Origin of the sequence: Niallia sp. NCCP-28, from assembly GCF_023168165.1 — a bacterium.
GTDB lineage: Bacteria > Bacillota > Bacilli > Bacillales > Cytobacillaceae > Niallia.
The window spans coordinates 92,841-113,821 of record NZ_BQYJ01000004.1 but is presented as its reverse complement, the minus strand read 5'-3'; the positions used below and the strand labels follow the sequence as shown (position 1 = coordinate 113,821).

Genomic DNA, 20,981 nt, shown 5'->3' with positions numbered 1-20,981 from the left:
TGTTTCATAATTTGAAGGAGTTATATCCATACTAACTTTGTAAGTCTGTAGTGAGTTTCCACTATAAAGATAAATGGAGGGAATTAGGATGACAAAAGCAAAAAAATCGCAAAATGATAATCAATGGGCAGGAGCAAATGTAGATGTAACGGAAAAATCTAAAACAAATCATAAAAGCGAAACAAATAATCAATGGGCATCTACCAATAAAAAATCAATCGAAGAATAAATGATTAAGTTAAAATGGAATAAGCCTAAAAGTCTAAAGCGCAGACTTTTAGGCTTTCCCATTTATAGCTTTTTATTTCACTGCATTGGGTACAGTTAATCCTAAACCTTTTGCAATACGAGTGCCGTATTCAGGATCTGCTTTGTAGAAGTGGCCGATTTGGCGCACTTTGATTTCTTCCAATTCAACAGGTTGCATAGCACCAACGATATTTTCTACTAATCTAGTACGTTCTTCTTCTGATAATAAACGGTATAGATCTCCTGCTTGTGTATAGTGGTCGTTATGATCATAAGCTACACTATCTGCAACACCTGATACAGTAAATGGAGTCGTTTTAGCTTCAGGAGATTCTGTTGGTCCTCCAAAACTATTTGGTTCATAGTAAACAGAACCGCCGCCATTGCCGTCAAAGCGCATTTGGCCATCACGTTGATTATTATGGACTGGACATTTTGGACGGTTGATCGGCAATGCATTGTGGTTAGCGCCCACACGATAGCGATGTGCATCACTATATGCGAATAAACGTCCTTGCAGCATTTTATCTGGAGAAACTTCTACCCCAGGCACTAATGTTCCAGGAGAGAATGTTGCTTGTTCTACTTCTGCAAAGTAATTTTCAGGATTGCGATCCAGCACCATGCGGCCAACTTCAATTAATGGATAGTCTTTTTGAGACCATACTTTTGTTACATCAAATGGATCAAATCTGTACGTATCTGCATCTTCTAAAGGCATAATTTGCACATATAGAGTCCATGCAGGATAGTCGCCGTTTTCAATCGCATTAAATAAGTCTTCTGTATGATAATCAGGATTTTCCCCAGCAATTTGTGCAGCAGTAGCTACATCTAGGTTTTTAACGCCTTGTTCTGTTTTAAAGTGATATTTAACCCAAACACCCTCGCCCTCTTTATTTACCCATTTAAATGTATGGCTTCCAAAACCATGCATATGTCTTAATGTAGCTGGAATTCCACGATCGGACATAAGAATGGATACTTGATGCAACGATTCGGGAGAATGTGACCAGAAGTCCCAAACTGCTGTTGGATTTTTTAAATGTGTTTTCGGATCTCTTTTTTGTGTATGAATGAAATCAGGAAATTTGATTGCATCGCGAATAAAGAAGACTGGTGTATTATTTCCTACGATATCATAGTTCCCTTCTTCTGTATAAAATTTTACAGCAAATCCACGAGGATCACGTACTGTATCAGCAGATCCTAATTCCCCAGCAACAGTGGAAAAACGGATAAACATGGGCGTTCTTTTTCCAACTTCTGAGAAAAGATTAGCTTTTGTGTACTTAGATACATCATTAGTTACTTCAAAATAGCCATGTGCACCTGCGCCTTTAGCATGCACCACACGCTCTGGAACACGTTCTCTATTAAAATGTGCTAATTTTTCTAGCAAATGAACATCTTGAATTAAGGATGGACCACGGTGTCCTGCTGTCATTGAATTTTGGTTGTCTCCAACTGGAGCTCCCCAGCTTGTTGTTAATTTATTGTTAGCCATGCGAATCACCTCATAATTTATTCTAATAACATAATGATAACATCTCTAGTTAGAAAATCAATATTATTTTATAATTATTATAATTAATTTTTTCGATCCTGTAAATAACTATGCTAGAAAGCATCGGAATATTACAGAAATATATCTAGAAAGCAAGGGGAATTTAAAAAGATAGTTGATAAAAATAGAGTTTTTTGAAATGTAATAGAGAATATAGCAGTTTTAATGAGAATTCAGTAAGGGAATATCAAAAAGAAATTAGGCTGGAATATTGTCATAATAACCTATTATAAAAATTTAGTATGACGTATAATATAGAAAGAAAAAACTCGATTTTTATGTAAGAATAGGGGGATTTACCTTGAATAGACGAAGTATTCCACTGAAAGAAAAAAATATAGTTTTTATTGGTTTTATGGGAGTAGGCAAGACGGCTATTGGAAAAGCGGTTGCCAAAAAATTATACAGAGATTTTCTTGATGTGGATCAAGTAATAGAAGAAGAGTATGGAATGCCTGTTTCGGAAATATTTAATAAACTGGGTGAAAAGACATTTCGTGATAAAGAAAAGGAAACAGTTATTAAACTTTGTCAACAGAAGAAGCTGCATATTTTATCTTTAGGCGGTGGATCTTTTTTACAAGAGGAAATCAAACAAGTTTGTTTAGAAGAGTGCATTGTCATTCATTTAGATTTATCATGGGATTCATGGAAAGAAAGAATCAGCTTAATTATTGATAGCAGACCAGTGCTTCAGGGAAAATCTATTAAAGACATGGAAGATTTATTTAATCAACGAAAAGCCATCTACTCTGATCATCATTCTAAAGTATTGACAGACAGGCAAGAAATTGAGGACGTTGCAGATTATATTGTTAATTCTTTAAAATTGGCTTGGGAAGTGAATGAGCCCCTTGCATAATGGGAAAAAGGGATGTTCAAATGCAGAGCATTTCTTTTTTCAGTTTACAGTGCATTTATTCTCCTAGTGTAAAAATCGAAATAAATATGTCGTTTTAATAAATGTATTGAATTATATTTATAATCTAGATATGATGTTAGTGTTCAAGAGTATAGCAAAAGAAAAAAATCTGGCAAAACATGTGAATGTATTCACAAATGAAAATAGTTTTCAAACTATAAAATAAAACAGATTTTTTTAGGAGGCTTTACCAATGATAAGTGCCTTAGAAAATAACAAGTATTTTAAAACTTCGATAGGATTGTACATCAACTATATTATGTTTGGTATGGTCAATATTATGTTGGCTTCAAATATGTCTTTTTTAACAGAACATTTTGATACCGATAAAGCAGGAATCAGTTTTTTAGTTTCAGCAATGGGATTTGGAAGATTATGTACATTATATATATCTGGTATGTTATCAGATAAATATAATAGGAAAATATTTATTGTGCTGGCTGGAATATTAATGGCTGTTTTTTTAATAGGAATACCGCTTACATCCAGCTATACTTTAGCTGTTATACTTGCAGTGCTAGCAGGTGTTGCCAACTCTTTTCTCGATTCTGGTACGTATCCAGCTTTAATGGAAATTTTCCCTGAAAAAGCGGGAGTGGCAAATGTTTTAGTACGTGGTGTTATTTCAATTGGTGCTATTTTGCTGCCATATATCATTATTTTTATTATTAATCATGATATTTTTTTTGGAGTATCTTTTTTTATACCGGCACTGGTTTTTCTTATTAATGCAATAATGATTATGAATAGCAAGTTTCCAAAAAATACATATCAACCAAAAAAAGAAAGAAAACTGAAAAAAGTGGAATATTCTATTGCTATTAGTCAGCCTAAGTTTTTAAAAGAAGGCTTGGCACTTATTGCAATAGGGTTTACAGGTCCAGCTTTGCTGTATATAGTGCAGCTTTGGCTTCCTACTTTTGGAGAGCAAATTCTGCACCTTTCCAAAACAGATGCCATAGAGCTAGTAAGCTATTATAGTTTTGGTTCCCTTTTGTCTGTTGCTGTATTAGTTATTACACTGCATCGTTTCATTAAACCAGTAAGTGTTATTTTAATTTATCCGATAATTTCCTTAGCTGCAATCACTTCTTTGCTTATATTTAAATCACATTTACTCAGTATTATTTGCTTATTTATTATTGGGTTTTCCATTTCAGGTGTACTTCAATTAGCACTCACGGTAATGAGTGAGTTTTTTAACGATAGAAAAGGAGAAATTACTGGTTTTGTTTATACTGCCACATCCATTGCATATACTTTGATTCCTTTTTTGACAGGATTATTGCAAAAAAATGTAAGCATTAGCTCTGTTTTTATCTTTGCACTAGTTATTAATGGCATCGGTATTGGATTAGCACTTTATGTTTTAATAAGATATAATCAAGTTTTTGGATATAAAAAAAAGATGATATTAAAAAATTTAAGAAAGCAAACATCATAAGATAAAGAGGCTGTCCCAAAAGTCATTAAAAAATGACTTTTGAGTACAACCCCTCTTTTTAGTTCTGTTAAACTTGCCTGTTAATTTTTACTTCAGGCGTTCGCTTTGCCCGCAGGAGTCTCGAGCCTTCCATTCGAATCAACCAAGTGCCAAAATCCATCATAAGCATTACATAATTTTTTTTAATTAAATACAAAAAAACGTCTTTTTTTGTAAAATGAATAGAAATCAAAAAACAGGGGAAGAAAAACAAATTGTTTTTCTTCCCCTGTTTTTATTTCTTTAAATAAGCTTACTGTATTTTAAATAAAAATCATTGCAATAATTAATGGTAAAGTTTCGAAAGCTTTGAGTGGCTGGCGATAAATAGTGATTTTTTAAACTTGCAATATAAATAAATCTTTGCACTAATGGTTCGGCAATAGAAATCACTTTTACATTATAATGCTGCAATGCTTTCAGCTTAGGCATTATGGCAATTCCATAATTAATGGAAACTAATCCTGCCATCGCATGGTCTTCCTCTACTTCACAAATAATATTAGGGTGGATATCTATTTTCTTAAACATTTTTTCAATAAAAGGGCGTATACCGCTAGATTTACTAAAAAAGATAAATGGGTAATTTTGTGTATCTTTTAAGTTTATTGTATCAAAATCAGCAAGTGCATGATCGTTGGAAACGACCAGCACTAATTCTTCTTGTACTATAGGAATAAATTCGATATCAGGCTCATTTTCAACATAAGAGCAAAACGCCAAATCTGTTTTTTGGTCTTTTAGGAGCGTCAGGATGTTTTTGGTTGTACTTTGATGCAAGTTAAAGGAGAATTTTTCATAATCTTTTTTTGAAGTAAAAGCTTTTAATAGATTAGGAACAAAGTTAGCTCCTAGTGTATAAATAAAAGCAACATCAATTTGTCCTTCAGTGGGGCTTAGTATTTGTTTAAGCTTTTTTTCCCCTATTTCTAATTGTTCGAGACCAGAATTAACATAGTCCAAAAAAAAACGTCCATATTTAGTCAATCGAATATTTCTGCCTTGTTTTTCAAATAAAAATGTACCTAATTCTTTTTCCAATTCTGAAATTGCATGGCTTAAGCTTGGCTGGGCAATAGACAGTTCTTCTGCAGCTTGTGTATAATGTTCCCGCTTAGCAAGTACACGAAAATAATGGAGATGTCTTAAATTCATCTTACATATTCCTCTCCTCTGTAAATAAAAAAGCAACAACCGTTTGAATTAAAAATTATAGAAAAAATCTATAGATAAACTAAAAAAAACACATTAGATTTATAGATTGTCATCTTATATACTTAACTTGTAAGAAATAAGGTTATTGATTGTTTCGAGTTTAACATATATTAAAAAGAGAAAATGGTGGTACTCGTTACAATTTAAGTAACTTTATAAAAATAATAGAAAAAATTCTATTTCATATTTTTTTCTTGAAGTTTGTGAAACTCTGAACATTTATGACTGTTAATTGTGAATTATTGAAGAAATAGAAAGGTAGTATTGGAGGAAAAAGAAATGGCAAAATATCGTAATATTTTTACTCCCATTACGATTAATCGGCTAACAATCAAAAATAGAATCGTGATGCCGCCTATGGGGACAAATTTTGCAGAGCCTAGCGGTGAATTTAATGAAGATCATATAAAATATTATGAACAGCGCGCAAAAGGAGGAACTGGTTTAATTATTGTAGAAAATGCTTGTATAACCTACCCTCAAGGTTCAAATGGAACGACGCAAATTAGAATAGATCATGACAAATTTATACCTGGAATGTATAAATTAACTGAAAGAATCCATAAGCATGGTGCAGCAGCTGCCATTCAAATAAATCATGCTGGAGCTTCAGCAGTGCCGGAAAGAATTGGCGGGCAGCCAGTTTCTTCATCTAATATTCCTTCAAAAGAAGGTGGTGCTATTCCTAGACCTTTAAATAAAAAAGAAATTTATCAAATTGCAGAGGATTATGGAAAAGCTGCCAAAAGAGCGGTAATGGCTGGATTTGATTTGATCGAAATCCATGCCGGACATTCCTATATCTTATGTCAATTTTTATCACCAGTTTATAATAAACGAACAGATGAGTTTGGTGGAAGTTATGAAAATAGGGCTAGATTTGCAAGATTGGTTATTGATTGCATTCGTAAAGAAGTAGGACCATTCTTCCCAATTTCCTTGCGTTTTAGCGCAGAAGACTTTGTAGAGGGAGGAAACACTTTAGAGGATATCTTAAACTTATTAGAGTATTTACAAGAAGGCGTGGATGTATTGAATGTATCGGCTGCTTTAAATCCAACCTTGCAATTCCAAATTGACCAAATGAGTCTTGCTGATGGCTGGAGATCCTATATGTCTAGGGCAGTGAAGGAAAAATTTAATAAACCGACCATTACAACGGGCAATATTCGAAATCCAGAGATTGCAGAGGAGATTCTTGAAAGGGGAGATGCCGACTTTATTGGAATGGGAAGACAAATGATTGCAGATCCATTTTATGTTGAGAAGCTTGCAAAAGGGACTATTGACCAAATTAGAAAATGCATCTCTTGCAACATTGGATGTGCAGGGCATCGAATCGCTTTAAACCGACCAATAAGATGCACAGTAAATCCTGATGTTATTCATAATGAAGAATACAAAAATAAAAAAATAAAGAAGCCAGTTAATGTTGTTGTAGTTGGCGGCGGCACTGCAGGGTTAGAAGCTGCATGCACTGCCGCAGAAGTAGGCTGCACAACCTACTTATTTGAACAAAAAGATTATTTAGGAGGCCTTGCAAGAGAAATTGCTAGACTGCCAGAGAAGAAAAGAATTGAGGACCTGCCTGATTATTTAGTAAAACGAGCAGAAAAATTAAATAATCTTGTTACATTTATAAATACAAAGGCAGATATAGATGGAATTGATCAATTGAATCCCGATGTAGTCATTAATGCAACAGGTTCTAAGCCACTATTGCCGCCGATTCCAGGGTTGAAAAAGCATATTGATGTAGAAGGGGAAAAAGTCTGGTCTATCTTCGGCTTATTAAATAATATAAATGATTTCACAGAATTTGAAGGCAAAAAAGTAGCTGTTATTGGCGGTGGAGCAGTAGGATTGGATGTTGTAGAATTTTTTGCTGAAAGAGGGGCTGGTGTTTCCATTATAGAAATGCAGCCAGAATTAGGAAAAGATCTTGACATAATTACTAAATTATCTATGATGACTATGCTAAAAGAAAGAAATGTTGATATTTATGTGAATACAGCATTAACAGAAGTGACAGCAGATCATTTTAAAGTGAAGCATAAGGGAAAAGAATCACAGATAGAATTTGATTATGGATTCGTTTGTTTAGGCATGAAACCGGAAAATCCAGGTTTAAGTGCACTGCAAGAATTTTATTTGCACAAAGATGTGGAAGTTGTAAATATTGGAGATAGCTGGTCTACTAGAAAAATTATGGATGGCATGCGAGAAGGCCGCAATATTTTAACCACTCTTGAAAAAATAGGAGCAATGTAAGTTTATATATGGAGAGGAAGCCTCTTTTGCTAAGTTTTCCTCTCTAATAAAATATATTGAAAATAAAAGCTTGTAAGAATTATAATCTACAGCTAAAGATTGCAATAAAAAATTAGGAGAGTGAAAGAAAATGGCAGAAAGAATTTCAGGGAAAACAAAATTAATAGGGTTATTAGGAACACCAATATCTCACAGTAAATCACCCAAAATGCACAATGAAGCATTTGCAAAACTAGGATTGGATTATGTTTATTTAGCATTTGACGTTAACAATGAACAACTTCCTGCTGTTATAGAAGGATATCGTGCATTAAATATTAGAGGCTCTAATGTAACAATGCCAAATAAAACAATTGTGCATAACTATTTAGATAAATTGTCACCAGCAGCTGAAATGGTCGGAGCTGTAAATACAATTGTAAATGATAATGGTATATTAACAGGTCATATTACAGATGGCACCGGCTATATGCGTGCACTAAAAGAAGCGGGAATTAATATTATCGGCAAAAAGATGACGATTGCTGGTGCAGGCGGAGCAGCTACTGCTATCTGTATTCAAGCGGCATTAGATGGTGTTGCGGAAATCTCCATTTTTAATAAAAAAGATGAGAACTATAGTAGAGCAGAAAAAACAGTTCATGAAATAAATGAAAAAACTAATTGTAAAGCAAATTTATTTGATTTAGATGATATTGAGTCTTTACGGGCGGAAATTGCTGATAGTGTAATCTTCACAAATGGTACATCTGTAGGCATGAAACCAATGGAAGGACAATGTGTAATTCCTGATCCAAGTATGCTTCGTTCGGATCTAATTGTCTCTGATGTCATTTATATGCCAGAGAAAACGAAATTATTAGACATGGCAGATGCACAAGGATGCCGTACGATTAATGGATTAGGCATGATGCTGTGGCAAGGGGCAAAAGCATTCGAGCTGTGGACTGGAAAAGAAATGCCTGTTGATTATATAAAGGAAATTTTATTTTAATTTCTTTTATAATTGCATTTGTGAATAAAATCACAAAATAAATAGAGCAATCAACTATTTTATCAAAAGGAGATAAACAAATGTTGAAGAATCGTTATATGCCGACTGCCATTTCCTTATATATCAACTATTTTATACATGGAATGGGTGCTATTATATTGGCCCAAAACATGGATTTTCTTACAAAGCAGTTAAACACTGATGTTGCTGGGGTTTCCTATGTAATATCTGCTTTAGGGATAGGGAGACTGCTTGTTCTCTTTATATCTGGGGTTCTTTCAGATAAATTCGGAAGAAAACCATTTGTTTTTATCGGAATGGGAGTATATTCTCTGTTCTTTCTCGGTATTTTGCTAAGCACTAATGTAACAGTTGCCTTCGTATTTGCGTTATTAGCAGGAATGGCGAATTCTATTCTTGATTCTGGAACCTATCCTGCCTTAATGGAATCTTTTCCGAAATCAGCCGGAACAGCAAATGTTATTATTAAAGCATTTATATCTGCCGGACAATTTGTCTTACCATTAATGATTGGTTTTTTTATGAACAATGATTTATATTATGGCTATTCTTTTATATTCTGTATGGTGATTTTTTTGCTAAATGGATTATTTTTAATTAAGCGCCCTTTCCCAAATCATAAGCAACAAGGAGACGGGGATAAAGAAAGAATAGGAGAAACGCAGTTTAAAAGTAAACCAAAGTTTTGGGTAGAAGGTTTATGTTTGATTCTTATCGGATATACAGCTACGGCCACTTTTTATTTGATTTCTGTATGGCTTCCCACATATGGTAGAGAAGTCGGCGGCATGTCTCAAACAGCCTCCTTATCTTTAATTAGTTATTATAGCATTGGTTCTTTATTAGCTGTATTTATTACATCTTACTTAGTAAAAGGTTTAGTAAAGCCTGTCACATTTGTATTTGTATATCCGTTAATATCTTTTATTGCTCTAATGATATTATGGGCATTTCCATCACCAGCAATTTGCATCATTGCAGGAATAATTATTGGTTTTGCAGCAGCAGGTGGAGTTTTGCAGCTAGCGTTAACAACTATGTCTGAATTATTTCCAGCGAGTAAAGGAAAAATTACTGGAATTGTTTATACTGCTTCTAGCTTAGCAACATTTTCTATACCGGTCATAACAGGAGTAATGTCAAAAACAAGTATTAGCAGTATTATCTTTTTTGACGCAATGATTACATTATTTGGAGTTCTTCTTGCAGTAGTAGTAAATATTCGCTATCGTAAAGTTATACAAAAAGTAAATGAAAAAATCGTAAATGAGGAAGTAGCGGTTAAGTAAAAGCAAAAAGTGAAAAAGGAGTAGAGAAGATGGGGAATATAGTAAAGGTAAGAGAGGTAAAGATTGGGGAAGGAGTTCCGAAAATATGCGTATCCATAATTGGCAGCACAGTTGATTTATTAAAAGAAGAGGCTTTGATGCTTACATCGTTACCGTTAGATGTAATAGAATGGCGTGTTGATTTCTATGAAGAAGTAGAAAATACAGCTAGTGTTATGAAAACATTGCAAGCGATTCGCAGTATAATCGGCAATATTCCGTTGATTTTTACCTTTAGGAGTGCAAAAGAGGGGGGAGAGAAGGAGTTGCCTGCTTCTGAATATTTTGCTCTAAATAAAGCAGTATGTGAAACAAATCTAGCAGATATTATTGATGTAGAGTTATTTAATGAGGAAGAAGATATAAAAGAGATTGTAGAATTTGCTCATGCTAATAATGTTGCTGTGATTATTTCTAATCATGACTTTGGCAAAACTCCTTCGAAAGAGGAAATTATTTCACGCCTTCGCAAAGCTCAGGAACTTGGTGGAGACATTCCCAAGATTGCCTTAATGCCAAATAGTGCAGCAGACGTGATTACTGTTTTAGATGCAACAAATACAATGAAAGAGCAATATGCAGATCGACCAATCATTACAATGTCAATGGCTGGAAAAGGAGCAGTAAGCCGCATGGCAGGAGAAGTATTTGGTTCAGCGTTAACATTTGCTGCTGCGAAAAAAGCTTCTGCACCTGGACAGATTGCTGTTGGGGAATTAAAAAGAATATTAGATGTTGTGCATAGTGGATTATAATTTACCCCGTTATATAATGATCAGTAAGTCATCACCTCAAGATGAGGAGAGGAAATGAAAAATCCTCCGAAAAGAGAAACTTGTTCATAGAAGCTTGATTGTTGCAACTAACAATCAGTAGATGATTCCTTTACTGATTTATTGACGGTTAATTTATAAGTATTTGCTCATTGGAGCCAATATTAGCTTCAGAAGTGCTAAAAAAGTCAAAAAGAAATTTAGGCTGAATGAAACGTTCGATTATCGAGGAACTATCTTATTAAGGAACAGATTACTGTTTTGATAGTAATAAGTATCCTAAAAGGTAACGATAACAGCGATTTTCATCAGCCTTTTTGCATATCTTGCATTTTTAGGGAGACTGTTTGATTTTATATGTAAATGAAGATAGACATAAAAGGGGATAGAGGGAGTGACGGATGAAATAATCAATCAACAGTATATTCAAAAGTTAATTCGAGAGAAACAGCAATTTTTTTATACTAAAGCAATGAGACCATTTGATTTTTGTTTGCAGCAATTCCTTAAAAACTAAAGGGGAAAAATCAAAAAGTATAAGGAGCAAATAATTGCTGCATTAAAAAAAGATTTAGGAAAACATCCATTTGAAAGCTATACAACGGAAATTGGTTTTGTTTTAAGCAGCATTACATATACAATAAAGCATTAAAAAAATGGAAAATACAAAAAAAGATAAAAACTTCTTTTACTGTGTTTCTGGCCAAAAGCTATATTCGTTATGAAGTATAAGGAACAGTTTTGATTAGAGGCCCATTTAATTATCCTTTTCAGTTAGTAGTTGTACCATTAATTGGGGCCATTGCTGCGGGAAATGACTCCATCTGTTTCTGCAGTTATTACAGAAATTATGCAGGTGACCTTTTATTCTGCATATATTCGGCCAATAGAAGGCAAAGTTTCTGTTGCAGCCTCCTTATACGGAAAAGAAGTTAAATATTCTACGGAAATTATGAAAGTGAACGTCTATTATTTTTCCTTCAAACAAGCTTATGATAGGATAATCCTATCTAAATAGGGAGGATTTTTTTTGAATAGCAAACAAGATATTATTCATGAAGCAACATCATTTATTAAGGAATGCTACAAAGAATTAAATAAAAAGGAACAGCAAATAGAAAAGCGTTTAGAAGAAATTGAAAAAGACATAAAAAATAAAGGACATTATATCCATACAAAAGAAGAGCTGGCATATGGAGCGAAAATGGCTTGGCGCAACAATAACCGCTGTATTGGAAGATTGTTTTGGGATACATTGCATGTAATAGATAAACGAGAAGCAGCTGAAGTTGCAGATATTAAAGAGGCTTTGTTTGAACATATTGAATATGCAACAAATGGAGGGAAAATTAAACCAACCATTACTATTTTTCATCAATCAACAGAGCAAACAAACATACGAATTTTAAATCATCAATTAATCAGATATGCGGGATATGAAACCAAAAATGGCATAATTGGAGATCCTGATTCGCTGAACTTCACTAAATATTGTCAAGAGTTAGGCTGGAGGGGACAAGGCACTTATTTTGATGTACTTCCATTAGTAGTCCAAATAAATGAGGATAAGCCGCAATGGTTCCCTATTCCAGAAGAGTTAATTTTAGAAGTTTCCATTCGTCATCCGGAAATTTCAGGATTCCAAGATTTAAAGCTGAAATGGTATGCTGTGCCAATTATTTCAAATATGCGACTAGAAATAGGAGGCATTCAATATACAGCGGCTCCATTTAATGGCTGGTATATGGGAACGGAAATTGGGGCAAGGAATTTTGCTGATGATAATCGTTATAATATGCTGCCTAAAATAGCTTCGATGTTGGAATTGAATCAGCACAAAAATGCATCGCTTTGGAAGGATAAAGCATTAGTAGAATTAAATATTGCTGTATTGCACTCTTTTCAAGAGGATGGTGTAGCAATAGTAGATCATCATACGGCAGCACAACAGTTTAAAATATTTGAGCAAAAAGAAGAAAATAAGGGGAGAGATATTACTGGTAACTGGGCCTGGCTTATTCCGCCGATGTCTCCGGCTGCTACACATATTTTTCATAAACGATATAATAATGAAACAAAATCTCCCAATTTTTTTAATCAGAAACCTCGTTATTAAATGAAAGAAAGAGCTGTCCAATAAGCCGAATTTTCGTCTGTTGGATAGTTTTTTATATTATAAAAAGAGAATAAAAGGGAGTATAGATAATATCAATAAAGGAGAAATTAAGAGAAAAAAAGACAGGTGTTTTTTATGGAAATTAGTAAAGTAGAGCTGCCCGAAGAAATAAGAGATATGCTGAAAGTGCAGGTGAATCAATTATTAGAGCGAATGCTTACATTAGAAAAAATGATAGAGGAGACCAGCTGCTGCATATTAAATGATTTTGAAGAGATGAATGCCATTTTTGGGATAGTTCATGCAACGGCAGCAAGTCATTATTTAAAAACCTATCTGAAGCCTTTTACCAATGAGGTCGACGCATTAACGGCAGCAGTGCAGCATTTATCAAATAGGAGGCATGGTGCGCTCATTGCCATTAAAAGACAAGATAATGTCGAAGCTTTTATTCATTCTGGTGTTCAAATTTATGCGAAACTATCTTATTCGCTGATAGAAGCCATTTTTTACAATGGCAATCCCCTTCATGATGGTGGTGTATTGATTGATCAGAATACAATTGTATCTGCCGGAAACATTTTTCCTACGTCCAAGCAATATAGAGGAGAACAAAAGTTAGGAACAAGACACCGTGCAGCTATTGGATTAAGTGAGCAGACAGATGCACTTGTGCTTGTTGTTTCAGAAGAAACAGGACGAATTTCTTTTGCCGTTAGTGGAAAGCTATATCCAGTTCATCCCCATGGATTAGTTTAAATCCACTTAGTGGAAGTGAGATTTTTCCATAATGCGGTGAAAATGGATATAGCCTTTTTAAATAAACTGTAATTTAGCTAGAAGCAGGCTGTAGATATGCTTCCAGTAGCAAGTCCGCAATATGGACAGCACGAACTTTATCGGCTAATCCTTCCCTTTCAATTCCCAATTTCATTTGCAGCAAACAGCCAGGATTTGCTGTTACTATCGTTTTCGCTTCCGTTTGTTTAGCTGCTTTCATTTTGCTGTCTAAAATTTTCATGGACATTTCTGATTCTACAATATTATATATTCCGGCAGAACCGCAGCAGCTGTCGGCATTTTTCATTTCTCGATAATCTATATTGCCGATTGCTTTTAGTAATGTTCGAGGATCAGTTGATATTTTCATCACATTGCGCAAATGACATGAGTCTTGATAGGTAATTATTTGATGGGGAAGATGCAAATTTGCTTTTTTATGGAACTCTAAGGCTACTAAAATGCTGGATATATCTTTTAATTTATCTGTGAATTTTTTTGCTCGTTCCGCCCATTCAGGTTCATCTTTTAAAAGATGGTCATAATCGATTAAAAAGGCACCGCACCCGCCGGCATTTGTAATAATATAATCTGCTTGAAGAGATTCAAATGCCACAATGTTTTGTTTTGCTAATTTTTTCGCTGCATTTTTTTCGCCGCTATGTCCATGAAGAGCCCCACAGCAGGCTTGTTCTGATGGAATAATGATTTCACACCCAGCAAGCTGCAGCAACCTTAATGTTGCATCATTTGTTTTCATAAACATCGTATCCATCAAACAGCCTGAAAAGAAGGCTACACGTTTTTTTGTTTCAATATGTGACAAAAGATGTGTTGGACGATTCTTCATCTCTTTTTTTGTTGGAATCGCTGGAAGAACTTTTTCCATAGAAGAGAGGCTATCTGGCAAAAGCTTTAGCATTCCTGTTGTATGAACAATAGTCTGAAGCCCTGAGCGCTGATAAAATCCAATTAGTCCTGTTAATGACTGCATCCTATTTTTATAAGGAAATAGTCCATCAAATACTGCTTTACGGATAGTTCTTACAGGAAGAGAATGCTTTTTGTTTTGATTGATAATATCACGAACATCTTCCAAAAGATGGCCGTAATTTACTCCAGATGGACAAACTGGTTCGCAGGCTCTACAGCCTAAACACATATTAAGGGAACGCTCTACATCTTCATCGGGTTCTATCAGACCATCTGTCACCGCCTTCATAATAGCCAATCTTCCACGAGGAGAATGGGATTCCAGATAACCAGATTCAATATACGTAGGACAAGTAGGGAGACAAAAACCACAGCGCATACAGTTAAGAAGATCATCTTCATTAAGCCGCTCTTTAAATTGCTCTTGAATCACTTTTTTTTCTTTGCTCGTTGTCATTTTGCCACCACCACACGCTTTTTTGTATCTTTTGCAAAGATTTTTCCAGGATTCATAATATTATTTGGATCGAATGCCTGTTTTATTGCTTTCATTGCCGCAATTCCCGCTTCTCCAAGTTTCAAATGAAGATATGGAGCCTTCATCATGCCAACACCGTGTTCTCCTGTAATGGTTCCACCTAATTCTACTGCTTTTTGAAAAATTTCTGCAAAAGCTTGTTCGACCCTTTCGATTTCTTTATGATTACGTACATCTGTTGTACATGTTGGATGAAGATTTCCATCCCCAGCATGGCCAAATGTACATATATCAAGGCTGTATTTTTCAGCGATTTCATTTATTGCTGCAACCATTTTTGCGATTTCAGAGCGAGGCACGGTGGCGTCTTCTAAAATAGTCGTCGGCTTTAATCTTGCTAAAGCTGATAAAGCGGAACGCCGTGCTGTGCGAAGATTTTCTGCCTCCTCTGCAGATTGTGCTACTTGAACGGAGATGGCTTCCTCTGTTTTGCAAATGTCTGCCATTTTTTTCATATCTTGTTCGACTACTTCTAGAGGACCATCTTGTTCAATAAGAAGGACTGCTTTTACATCTGTCGGCAGACCGATTTGCGCAAAATCTTCTACAACTTTTAATGTTGGCTGATCTAAAAATTCCAGTGTGGTTGGAATGATTTTATTGGCAATAATTTTGGAAACACTTCTTGCAGCTGCTTCCAAGTCTTGGTAAAGTGCAAGCATGGTTTGTTTTGTTTCTGGCATTGGGATAAGCTTTAATGTTGCTTTTGTTATAATGCCAAGAGTGCCTTCCGAGCCGACAAATAGACGGGTTAAATCATAGCCAGCTACATCTTTTGCAAGTTTTCCTCCAGTTTGAATGATATCTCCATTTGGAAGAACTATTTCTAGTGCAATAACATAGTCTCGAGTGACACCATATTTAAGACCTCTTAAACCTCCAGAATTTTCATTAATATTGCCGCCGATTGTTGATATTTTCATCGAACTTGGATCAGGGGGATAAAACAGCCCCTTCTTTTCAACCGCTGCAATCATATCTAAGGTAATAACGCCAGGTTCAACTGTTGCGGTCAAATTTTCTTCATCAATGTCTAAAATAGAATTCATATGTTTAAACAAAAGGACAATTCCTCCTTCTGTTGGACATGTTCCCGCACAAAGATTTGTTCCAGAGCCTCGGGGCACAATTGGAATTTTGTGGTTATCGCATATTTTTACAATTGCAGATATTTCAGCTGCATTTTTTGGAGCTATGACAGCTTCAGGCATTGCTTGATACTGTGGTGTTGCATCATAGGAATAAACAAGGCAGCCCACTTTTGAGTCATCATAATTTTCAGCGCCAACTATAGCGCAAAATAATGCTTTTATTTCCTTTGTTATCAATGTATCATCCCTCCATTTATTAGGATGAAAAACAAAATCCGTAATCTTTCCCACCCATTTGTATTAATAATAAAAAATAAAAAAGTGTTTGGCTATGGATAAACAACTGAAAATTAAGCGGTTTCATTTAACGTTTTTTAGATAATCATCCAAAAATTGAATGGCGAGGTAGAGAGTAGTCAAATTCTGCAAGTCTTTTGGATTTAGTTTTGTCAGTTCCTCTATGCGTTTTAGACGGTAATGAAGTGTATTAATATGAATATGCAGCTTTTGTGCTGTTCGTTTAAAGGATTGATTTTCTGATAAAAATGTCTGCAATGTAGAAAGCAGTTCTGCATCTTTTATTATATTTTTAATTGTGCGGTTAACAAACTCTATACGTGTTTCTTTTTTGATATCTTGCAAACACATCTCAAGAAGCAATTGATCATCAAATATAATAGAATTTGTCTTTTGTGCCACAATTAAAGCACGTTCAGCTTGTTTGAACGATTGAAAAACGTGATGGGGAAAACTTGTTTGTCCAATCCCAAATGTTGTACTTAAGGCGTATTTTTCTTGCAAGTACGTTTGCAGCTGTTCTAGGAAATGCAATATGCGCCCCTTGTTGTCCTTTTTATTTGTTGCATGAAGCAAAACAAAATGCTGATTTCCCCAGCGGACAAAAATATCGTTGGCTGTCATTTTGAATGTCTGCTGTATATCTTGCAAAATATTAGTCTGCATTAAATCTTTTGTGCTGCTTAAATAATGGCAAATAATTACTTGTCTGTCTGTATGTAAATCAATGTTTAATAGTTCGGCTTGATTTTGAAAAGTTTCGGACCATTCTTTCGGTTGAACCCAATCAAAAACGAAAGCTTCTAATGTGCGAGCTTCTCTTTCTAATTGCTCTGAGTAATAACTTTCTTTAACAAGCAATTCGGTCATTTTTTGGATGATTTCTCCATATGGAGAGACATTACTAGGATCACCTGTTATGCCAATTACACCAATAATTTGCTGCTTAAAAAACACAGGTAGGTTAATGCCTGATTTCACTCCTTTTAATATCTTTTGATCTTTATTTGTGATGATTATTTTTGTTTGTTTATGCGAACAAATAAGAGCTCCTTCATGGAAGGAACCAATGCGACTTTCGTTGGTGCTTGCAATGATTATCCCATTTACATCTGTAATAATGAGATCTTCATTTAAGCATTTTTTAACTTCCAAAATAATGTTTTTCGCTAAAAGTGACTGCAGCATTTTCCACATTTCCTTTCCCAATGTTTTCCTTGTTGTTCAAATGGTTCTTTAAAAGCATCTCTTATTATATTGATATCTTTTTTATAATTGGCTGTCACAGTATAAAATTCAGTAGGATTATATAATATGGAATAAATATTGATTATCTTTCATTATATAATTAAAAAGATGGACACCAAGAAAAAAAGATTAATATTGGAATATTTAGTTTTTTAAAGCCTGTTATTTAATTTTTACCTTTTATTGGATATGGAAGATTTGAGAAAATAGTAAGTGCTTATCAAAATAATGACAATACATTCCCTCTACAGTGCATGTTTTCTGTATAATGGAAATGAAAAAGCCAGATAAAAAATAATGATTATGATGGAAAAATAAGGAATTTAAATGGTTGAAATTTCTATTTTTTACCGAGGTTTTAGAGTGAATTTTCTGTTAATAAGACATTTTTAAGCTAAATGACTTAATAATTTAATAGAATTGTAATATAACCCCCCTTTACTTATGTTATAAAAGATAGAGAAAGGGGTTTTTAGATGCGTTCCTTAAAAAAAATAATAGTCATTTCTCTGACAAGTATCGTATTCTTGTCAACATCTATGATGGCTCATGCAGAAACGAATCAAGAAACACTAGAGAAAAAAGAAGCGTTAATTCAAGAAAAAAAAGCAGAAAAACAAGAAGTTTCGAAAGAACTTGAGGCTGTACATAACGATTTAGCAGACCTTAAGAATGAAACAGAAAAAAATAAAGAAAACATATCTGCTTTGGAAAATGAAATTAAAGAAACTCAAAACTTAATAGATAAAAAGAAAAAGGAAATTGTTGTATTAGAAGATAAAGTACTTGCGCGAAAAGAAGTAATGAAAGAGCGCCTTGTTACACTTCAGCATAATGACCAAACAAATGTCTTTTTGGAGGTCTTGCTTAATGCAGAAGATTTATCGGATTTCTTAGATCGTGCAACAGCTGTTTCTGTCATATTTAATACAGATCGAGATATACTGGAACAACAGCAAAAGGATTTGGAAACAATTGAAACAGAAAAGCAGGCAATTGCAGAGCAAGAGGAAGTATTGAAAAATCAGTATGAAACATTGGCAGTCAATCAAGCAGAATTAGAAAAAAATCTGCAAAAGGGCCAACAAACACTTGCTGGCGTACAATCAAAATACAATGATATTTCTAAAGAGATTACACTCGCTGAAAATGAAAAATCAGCTATTCAAGATCAAATTAAACAAGAGCAAATTAATTTGAAAAAACAAGAAAAATCTGCTGAAGCAAGAAAACAAAAACTTGCCAAAGCGAAGGAATCAGCAGAAGAAGCAGTAAGTGCAACAACAAAGGTGGCAGCTGTTTCTACTAAAAAAGAAAGCAGCAAGTCAAACAATACTTCAACAAATAATAGCAGTACAGCCAATAGCAGCAAACAGAGCAATAAAAGCAGTGAAGAAACAATGTATGTTACTGCAACTGCCTACAGTCATGAAAGTACAAAATCAGATTTTACAGCACTTGGCTATAACATAAAAAAGAATAATAATATGAAGCTGATTGCAGTTGATCCTTCTGTTATTCCATTAGGTACAAGAGTATGGGTAGAAGGGTATGGTCAGGCAATTGCCGGCGATACCGGAGGAGCCATCAAAGGACATAAAATTGATGTATTGATGCCAAATAACAGCAAATCAATAGCATGGGGAAGAAAAACAGTTAAAGTCATTATTTTAAAATAAATTATTGAGTCCATAAGAAACTCTCACAAAACTATTTTGTGGGAGTTTTTTTATGAAAAAGAAGTAAATGAATTTTGAAAAAAAAGAAAGCATTTTTTGTGAAAACGATAACAAAAAAACAATTGACAGAAAGAAAAGCAGATGATAAATTATGTATGAAAACGATGCCATTTAAAAAATCCATCACGATGATAATTGGTTAGTATTATCGTTTCTAAAAGGATAAAAATGTTTTATATTGCTTATCTGTATGTTAGAAAATACTTTCTTAATTGCAGTCCGAAATGGAATCGGTACCAAAATAGCATTTAGAAATGATTCCCCCATTTATCGAGCTTTTGGTTGACATATCGAGAATGAGAAAGAAAACAAGAGATCTAAATTTGCTCGTAAAATCGTGGTGATTGAAGTTTTGCTTTATAGGAGATTGTTTGAAAGTCGAAGATAGATTTTACCATCAATCAATAAATATAATCTAGCAAGTATTTATTAATCTATTTTGGAGGAGTACATATGTTCAAATTGGATGAAAAAATTGAGTTTTCAGATAGAAGTAATGATATTTTAACGGTAGGAGAGCTTCTTATCGATATGATTTCTGAAGATTATGATGAAAACTTTGAGAGTACTGCTTATCATAAATTTTTTGGAGGGTCTCCTTCCAATATTGCAATGAATGTGAAGAGCTTGGGCATCAACTCTAAAGTGGCATCAGCTGTTGGCGAGGATGGTTTAGGAGACTTTTTAATAAATCATTTGCAAAATGCCGGCATTGACACAAATTGTGTGCAGAGAGTCGATTATTCCACAAGCATGGTGGTAGTAACTAAAAGTAAATCAACGCCCATTCCCGTTTTTTACCGAGGGGCAGACTACAGAATAGCTTATACTTCTAAGCTTGAAGAGGCATTATTGCAGTCAAAAATTGTCCACTTTTCTTGCTGGCCTATTTCTAGGATGCCTGTTCGTGAGACAATTGAAAAGGTAATGGAAGCAGCAAATAAGCATAATATATTAGTATGCTTTGATCCGAACTATCATCCGATGATATGGAAAAAGGGAGAAGATGGAGTAGAGTATGTGAAAAGTATTATCAGTAAAGTAGATATCATCAAACCATCTGAAGATGATGCAGAAAGATTATTTGGAAAAGATACTCCAGAAAATCAAATAGAGAAATTTCTGAAACTTGGTGCAAAACTTGTTATTATGACATTAGGAGAAGATGGAGCCATCGTTTCAAATGGAGCAGAAACGCTCAGGTTTCATACATTGGCAACAGAAATTGTCGATACAACAGGAGCAGGAGACGCTTTCTGGTCTGGATTTTATACAGCAGTGGTGAAAGGATATTCGATAAAAGAAGCGTTAAATCTAGGTTTTGCAGTTAGTGCCTATAAATTGAAATATACTGGTGCGGTAGTAGATTTGCCAAAATTGGAAGCAATTCAAGAAATGTATGGATATTAGGAGGAA

Annotated in this window: 19 protein-coding genes; 14 read left to right on the top strand and 5 right to left on the bottom strand. The window is 34.4% G+C overall.

Translation table 11 applies throughout. The features are described from left to right. Positions 1-88: 88 nt before the first annotated feature. Positions 89-229, top strand: a complete 141-nt coding sequence (locus tag NCCP28_RS13205; RefSeq protein WP_157827630.1) for a hypothetical protein — start codon at positions 89-91, stop codon at positions 227-229. A gap of 72 nt (positions 230-301) precedes the next feature. Here the strand turns inward: NCCP28_RS13205 and katA are convergent, their stop codons facing one another. Continuing rightward, positions 302-1,756: a catalase gene (gene katA / locus NCCP28_RS13200; RefSeq protein WP_248561887.1), complete on the bottom strand. Its 1,455-nt coding sequence runs from the start codon at positions 1,754-1,756 to the stop codon at positions 302-304. A 415-nt stretch (positions 1,757-2,171) separates the two neighbouring features. Between katA and NCCP28_RS13195 the strand changes: the two genes are divergently transcribed. Continuing rightward, a complete protein-coding gene (locus NCCP28_RS13195) occupies positions 2,172-2,678 on the top strand; it encodes a shikimate kinase (protein ID WP_375709412.1) in 507 nt (168 codons plus the stop codon). 253 nt (positions 2,679-2,931) lie between these two features. Next, the gene (locus tag NCCP28_RS13190; protein WP_248561885.1) at positions 2,932-4,182 is read left to right on the top strand and encodes an MFS transporter; all 1,251 of its coding nucleotides are present in this window, start codon (positions 2,932-2,934) and stop codon (positions 4,180-4,182) included. Positions 4,183-4,464: 282 nt separating this feature from the next. On the opposite strand, the gene NCCP28_RS13185 is transcribed toward NCCP28_RS13190, so the two are convergent. Further along, positions 4,465-5,376, bottom strand: coding sequence for a LysR family transcriptional regulator (locus NCCP28_RS13185; protein ID WP_248561884.1), 912 nt, complete (start codon positions 5,374-5,376; stop codon positions 4,465-4,467). 339 nt (positions 5,377-5,715) lie between these two features. Here NCCP28_RS13185 and NCCP28_RS13180 point away from each other — a divergent pair, with 339 nt between their 5' ends. The 8 genes from NCCP28_RS13180 to cdaS all read left to right on the top strand — a co-directional run bounded on the left by NCCP28_RS13180 (position 5,716) and on the right by cdaS (position 13,698). Further along, positions 5,716-7,707, top strand: a complete 1,992-nt coding sequence (locus NCCP28_RS13180; protein ID WP_248561883.1) for an oxidoreductase — start codon at positions 5,716-5,718, stop codon at positions 7,705-7,707. Between the two features lie 130 nt (positions 7,708-7,837). Then, complete coding sequence (locus tag NCCP28_RS13175) at positions 7,838-8,701, top strand: shikimate dehydrogenase (RefSeq protein WP_248561882.1); 864 nt, start codon at positions 7,838-7,840, stop codon at positions 8,699-8,701. 80 nt (positions 8,702-8,781) lie between these two features. Then, on the top strand, positions 8,782-10,011 hold the full coding sequence (locus tag NCCP28_RS13170) for an MFS transporter (RefSeq protein WP_309296630.1): 1,230 nt from the start codon (positions 8,782-8,784) through the stop codon (positions 10,009-10,011). 29 nt (positions 10,012-10,040) lie between these two features. Beyond that, positions 10,041-10,805, top strand: a complete 765-nt coding sequence (gene aroD, locus NCCP28_RS13165) for a type I 3-dehydroquinate dehydratase (protein ID WP_248561881.1) — start codon at positions 10,041-10,043, stop codon at positions 10,803-10,805. Between the two features lie 412 nt (positions 10,806-11,217). Further along, positions 11,218-11,340, top strand: coding sequence for a hypothetical protein (locus NCCP28_RS23640; protein ID WP_282579569.1), 123 nt, complete (start codon positions 11,218-11,220; stop codon positions 11,338-11,340). 276 nt (positions 11,341-11,616) lie between these two features. Then, positions 11,617-11,841, top strand: coding sequence for a hypothetical protein (locus NCCP28_RS13160; RefSeq protein WP_248561880.1), 225 nt, complete (start codon positions 11,617-11,619; stop codon positions 11,839-11,841). Positions 11,842-11,853: 12 nt separating this feature from the next. Further along, entirely contained in the window at positions 11,854-12,939 is a 1,086-nt protein-coding gene (locus NCCP28_RS13155) for a nitric oxide synthase oxygenase (protein ID WP_248561879.1), read from the top strand. Positions 12,940-13,074: 135 nt separating this feature from the next. Then, on the top strand, positions 13,075-13,698 hold the full coding sequence (gene cdaS / locus NCCP28_RS13150) for a sporulation-specific diadenylate cyclase CdaS (RefSeq protein WP_248561878.1): 624 nt from the start codon (positions 13,075-13,077) through the stop codon (positions 13,696-13,698). Between the two features lie 73 nt (positions 13,699-13,771). Here cdaS and NCCP28_RS13145 read toward each other — a convergent pair whose 3' ends face one another. The 3 genes from NCCP28_RS13145 to NCCP28_RS13135 all read right to left on the bottom strand — a co-directional run bounded on the left by NCCP28_RS13145 (position 13,772) and on the right by NCCP28_RS13135 (position 17,766). Beyond that, positions 13,772-15,109 (bottom strand): (Fe-S)-binding protein, encoded by a 1,338-nt coding sequence (locus NCCP28_RS13145; protein WP_248561877.1) that lies wholly within the window; start codon positions 15,107-15,109, stop codon positions 13,772-13,774. Beyond that, positions 15,106-16,518 (bottom strand): glycolate oxidase subunit GlcD, encoded by a 1,413-nt coding sequence (gene glcD, locus NCCP28_RS13140; RefSeq protein WP_248561876.1) that lies wholly within the window; start codon positions 16,516-16,518, stop codon positions 15,106-15,108. Before glcD ends, NCCP28_RS13145 begins: the two co-directional genes overlap by 4 nt. 123 nt (positions 16,519-16,641) lie before the next feature. Continuing rightward, positions 16,642-17,766 carry a CdaR family transcriptional regulator gene (locus NCCP28_RS13135; protein ID WP_248561875.1) on the bottom strand — a complete coding sequence of 375 codons (1,125 nt, stop codon included), beginning with the start codon at positions 17,764-17,766 and terminating at the stop codon, positions 16,642-16,644. 536 nt (positions 17,767-18,302) lie between these two features. Between NCCP28_RS13135 and NCCP28_RS13130 the strand changes: the two genes are divergently transcribed. From NCCP28_RS13130 to NCCP28_RS13125, 3 genes are all read left to right on the top strand, one after another. After that, positions 18,303-19,505: a 3D domain-containing protein gene (locus NCCP28_RS13130; RefSeq protein WP_248561874.1), complete on the top strand. Its 1,203-nt coding sequence runs from the start codon at positions 18,303-18,305 to the stop codon at positions 19,503-19,505. Between the two features lie 74 nt (positions 19,506-19,579). Then, positions 19,580-19,708 (top strand): hypothetical protein, encoded by a 129-nt coding sequence (locus tag NCCP28_RS23635; RefSeq protein ID WP_282579568.1) that lies wholly within the window; start codon positions 19,580-19,582, stop codon positions 19,706-19,708. A gap of 310 nt (positions 19,709-20,018) precedes the next feature. Further along, positions 20,019-20,975 carry a carbohydrate kinase family protein gene (locus NCCP28_RS13125; protein ID WP_248561873.1) on the top strand — a complete coding sequence of 319 codons (957 nt, stop codon included), beginning with the start codon at positions 20,019-20,021 and terminating at the stop codon, positions 20,973-20,975. The last annotated feature ends 6 nt before the right edge of the window (positions 20,976-20,981 follow it).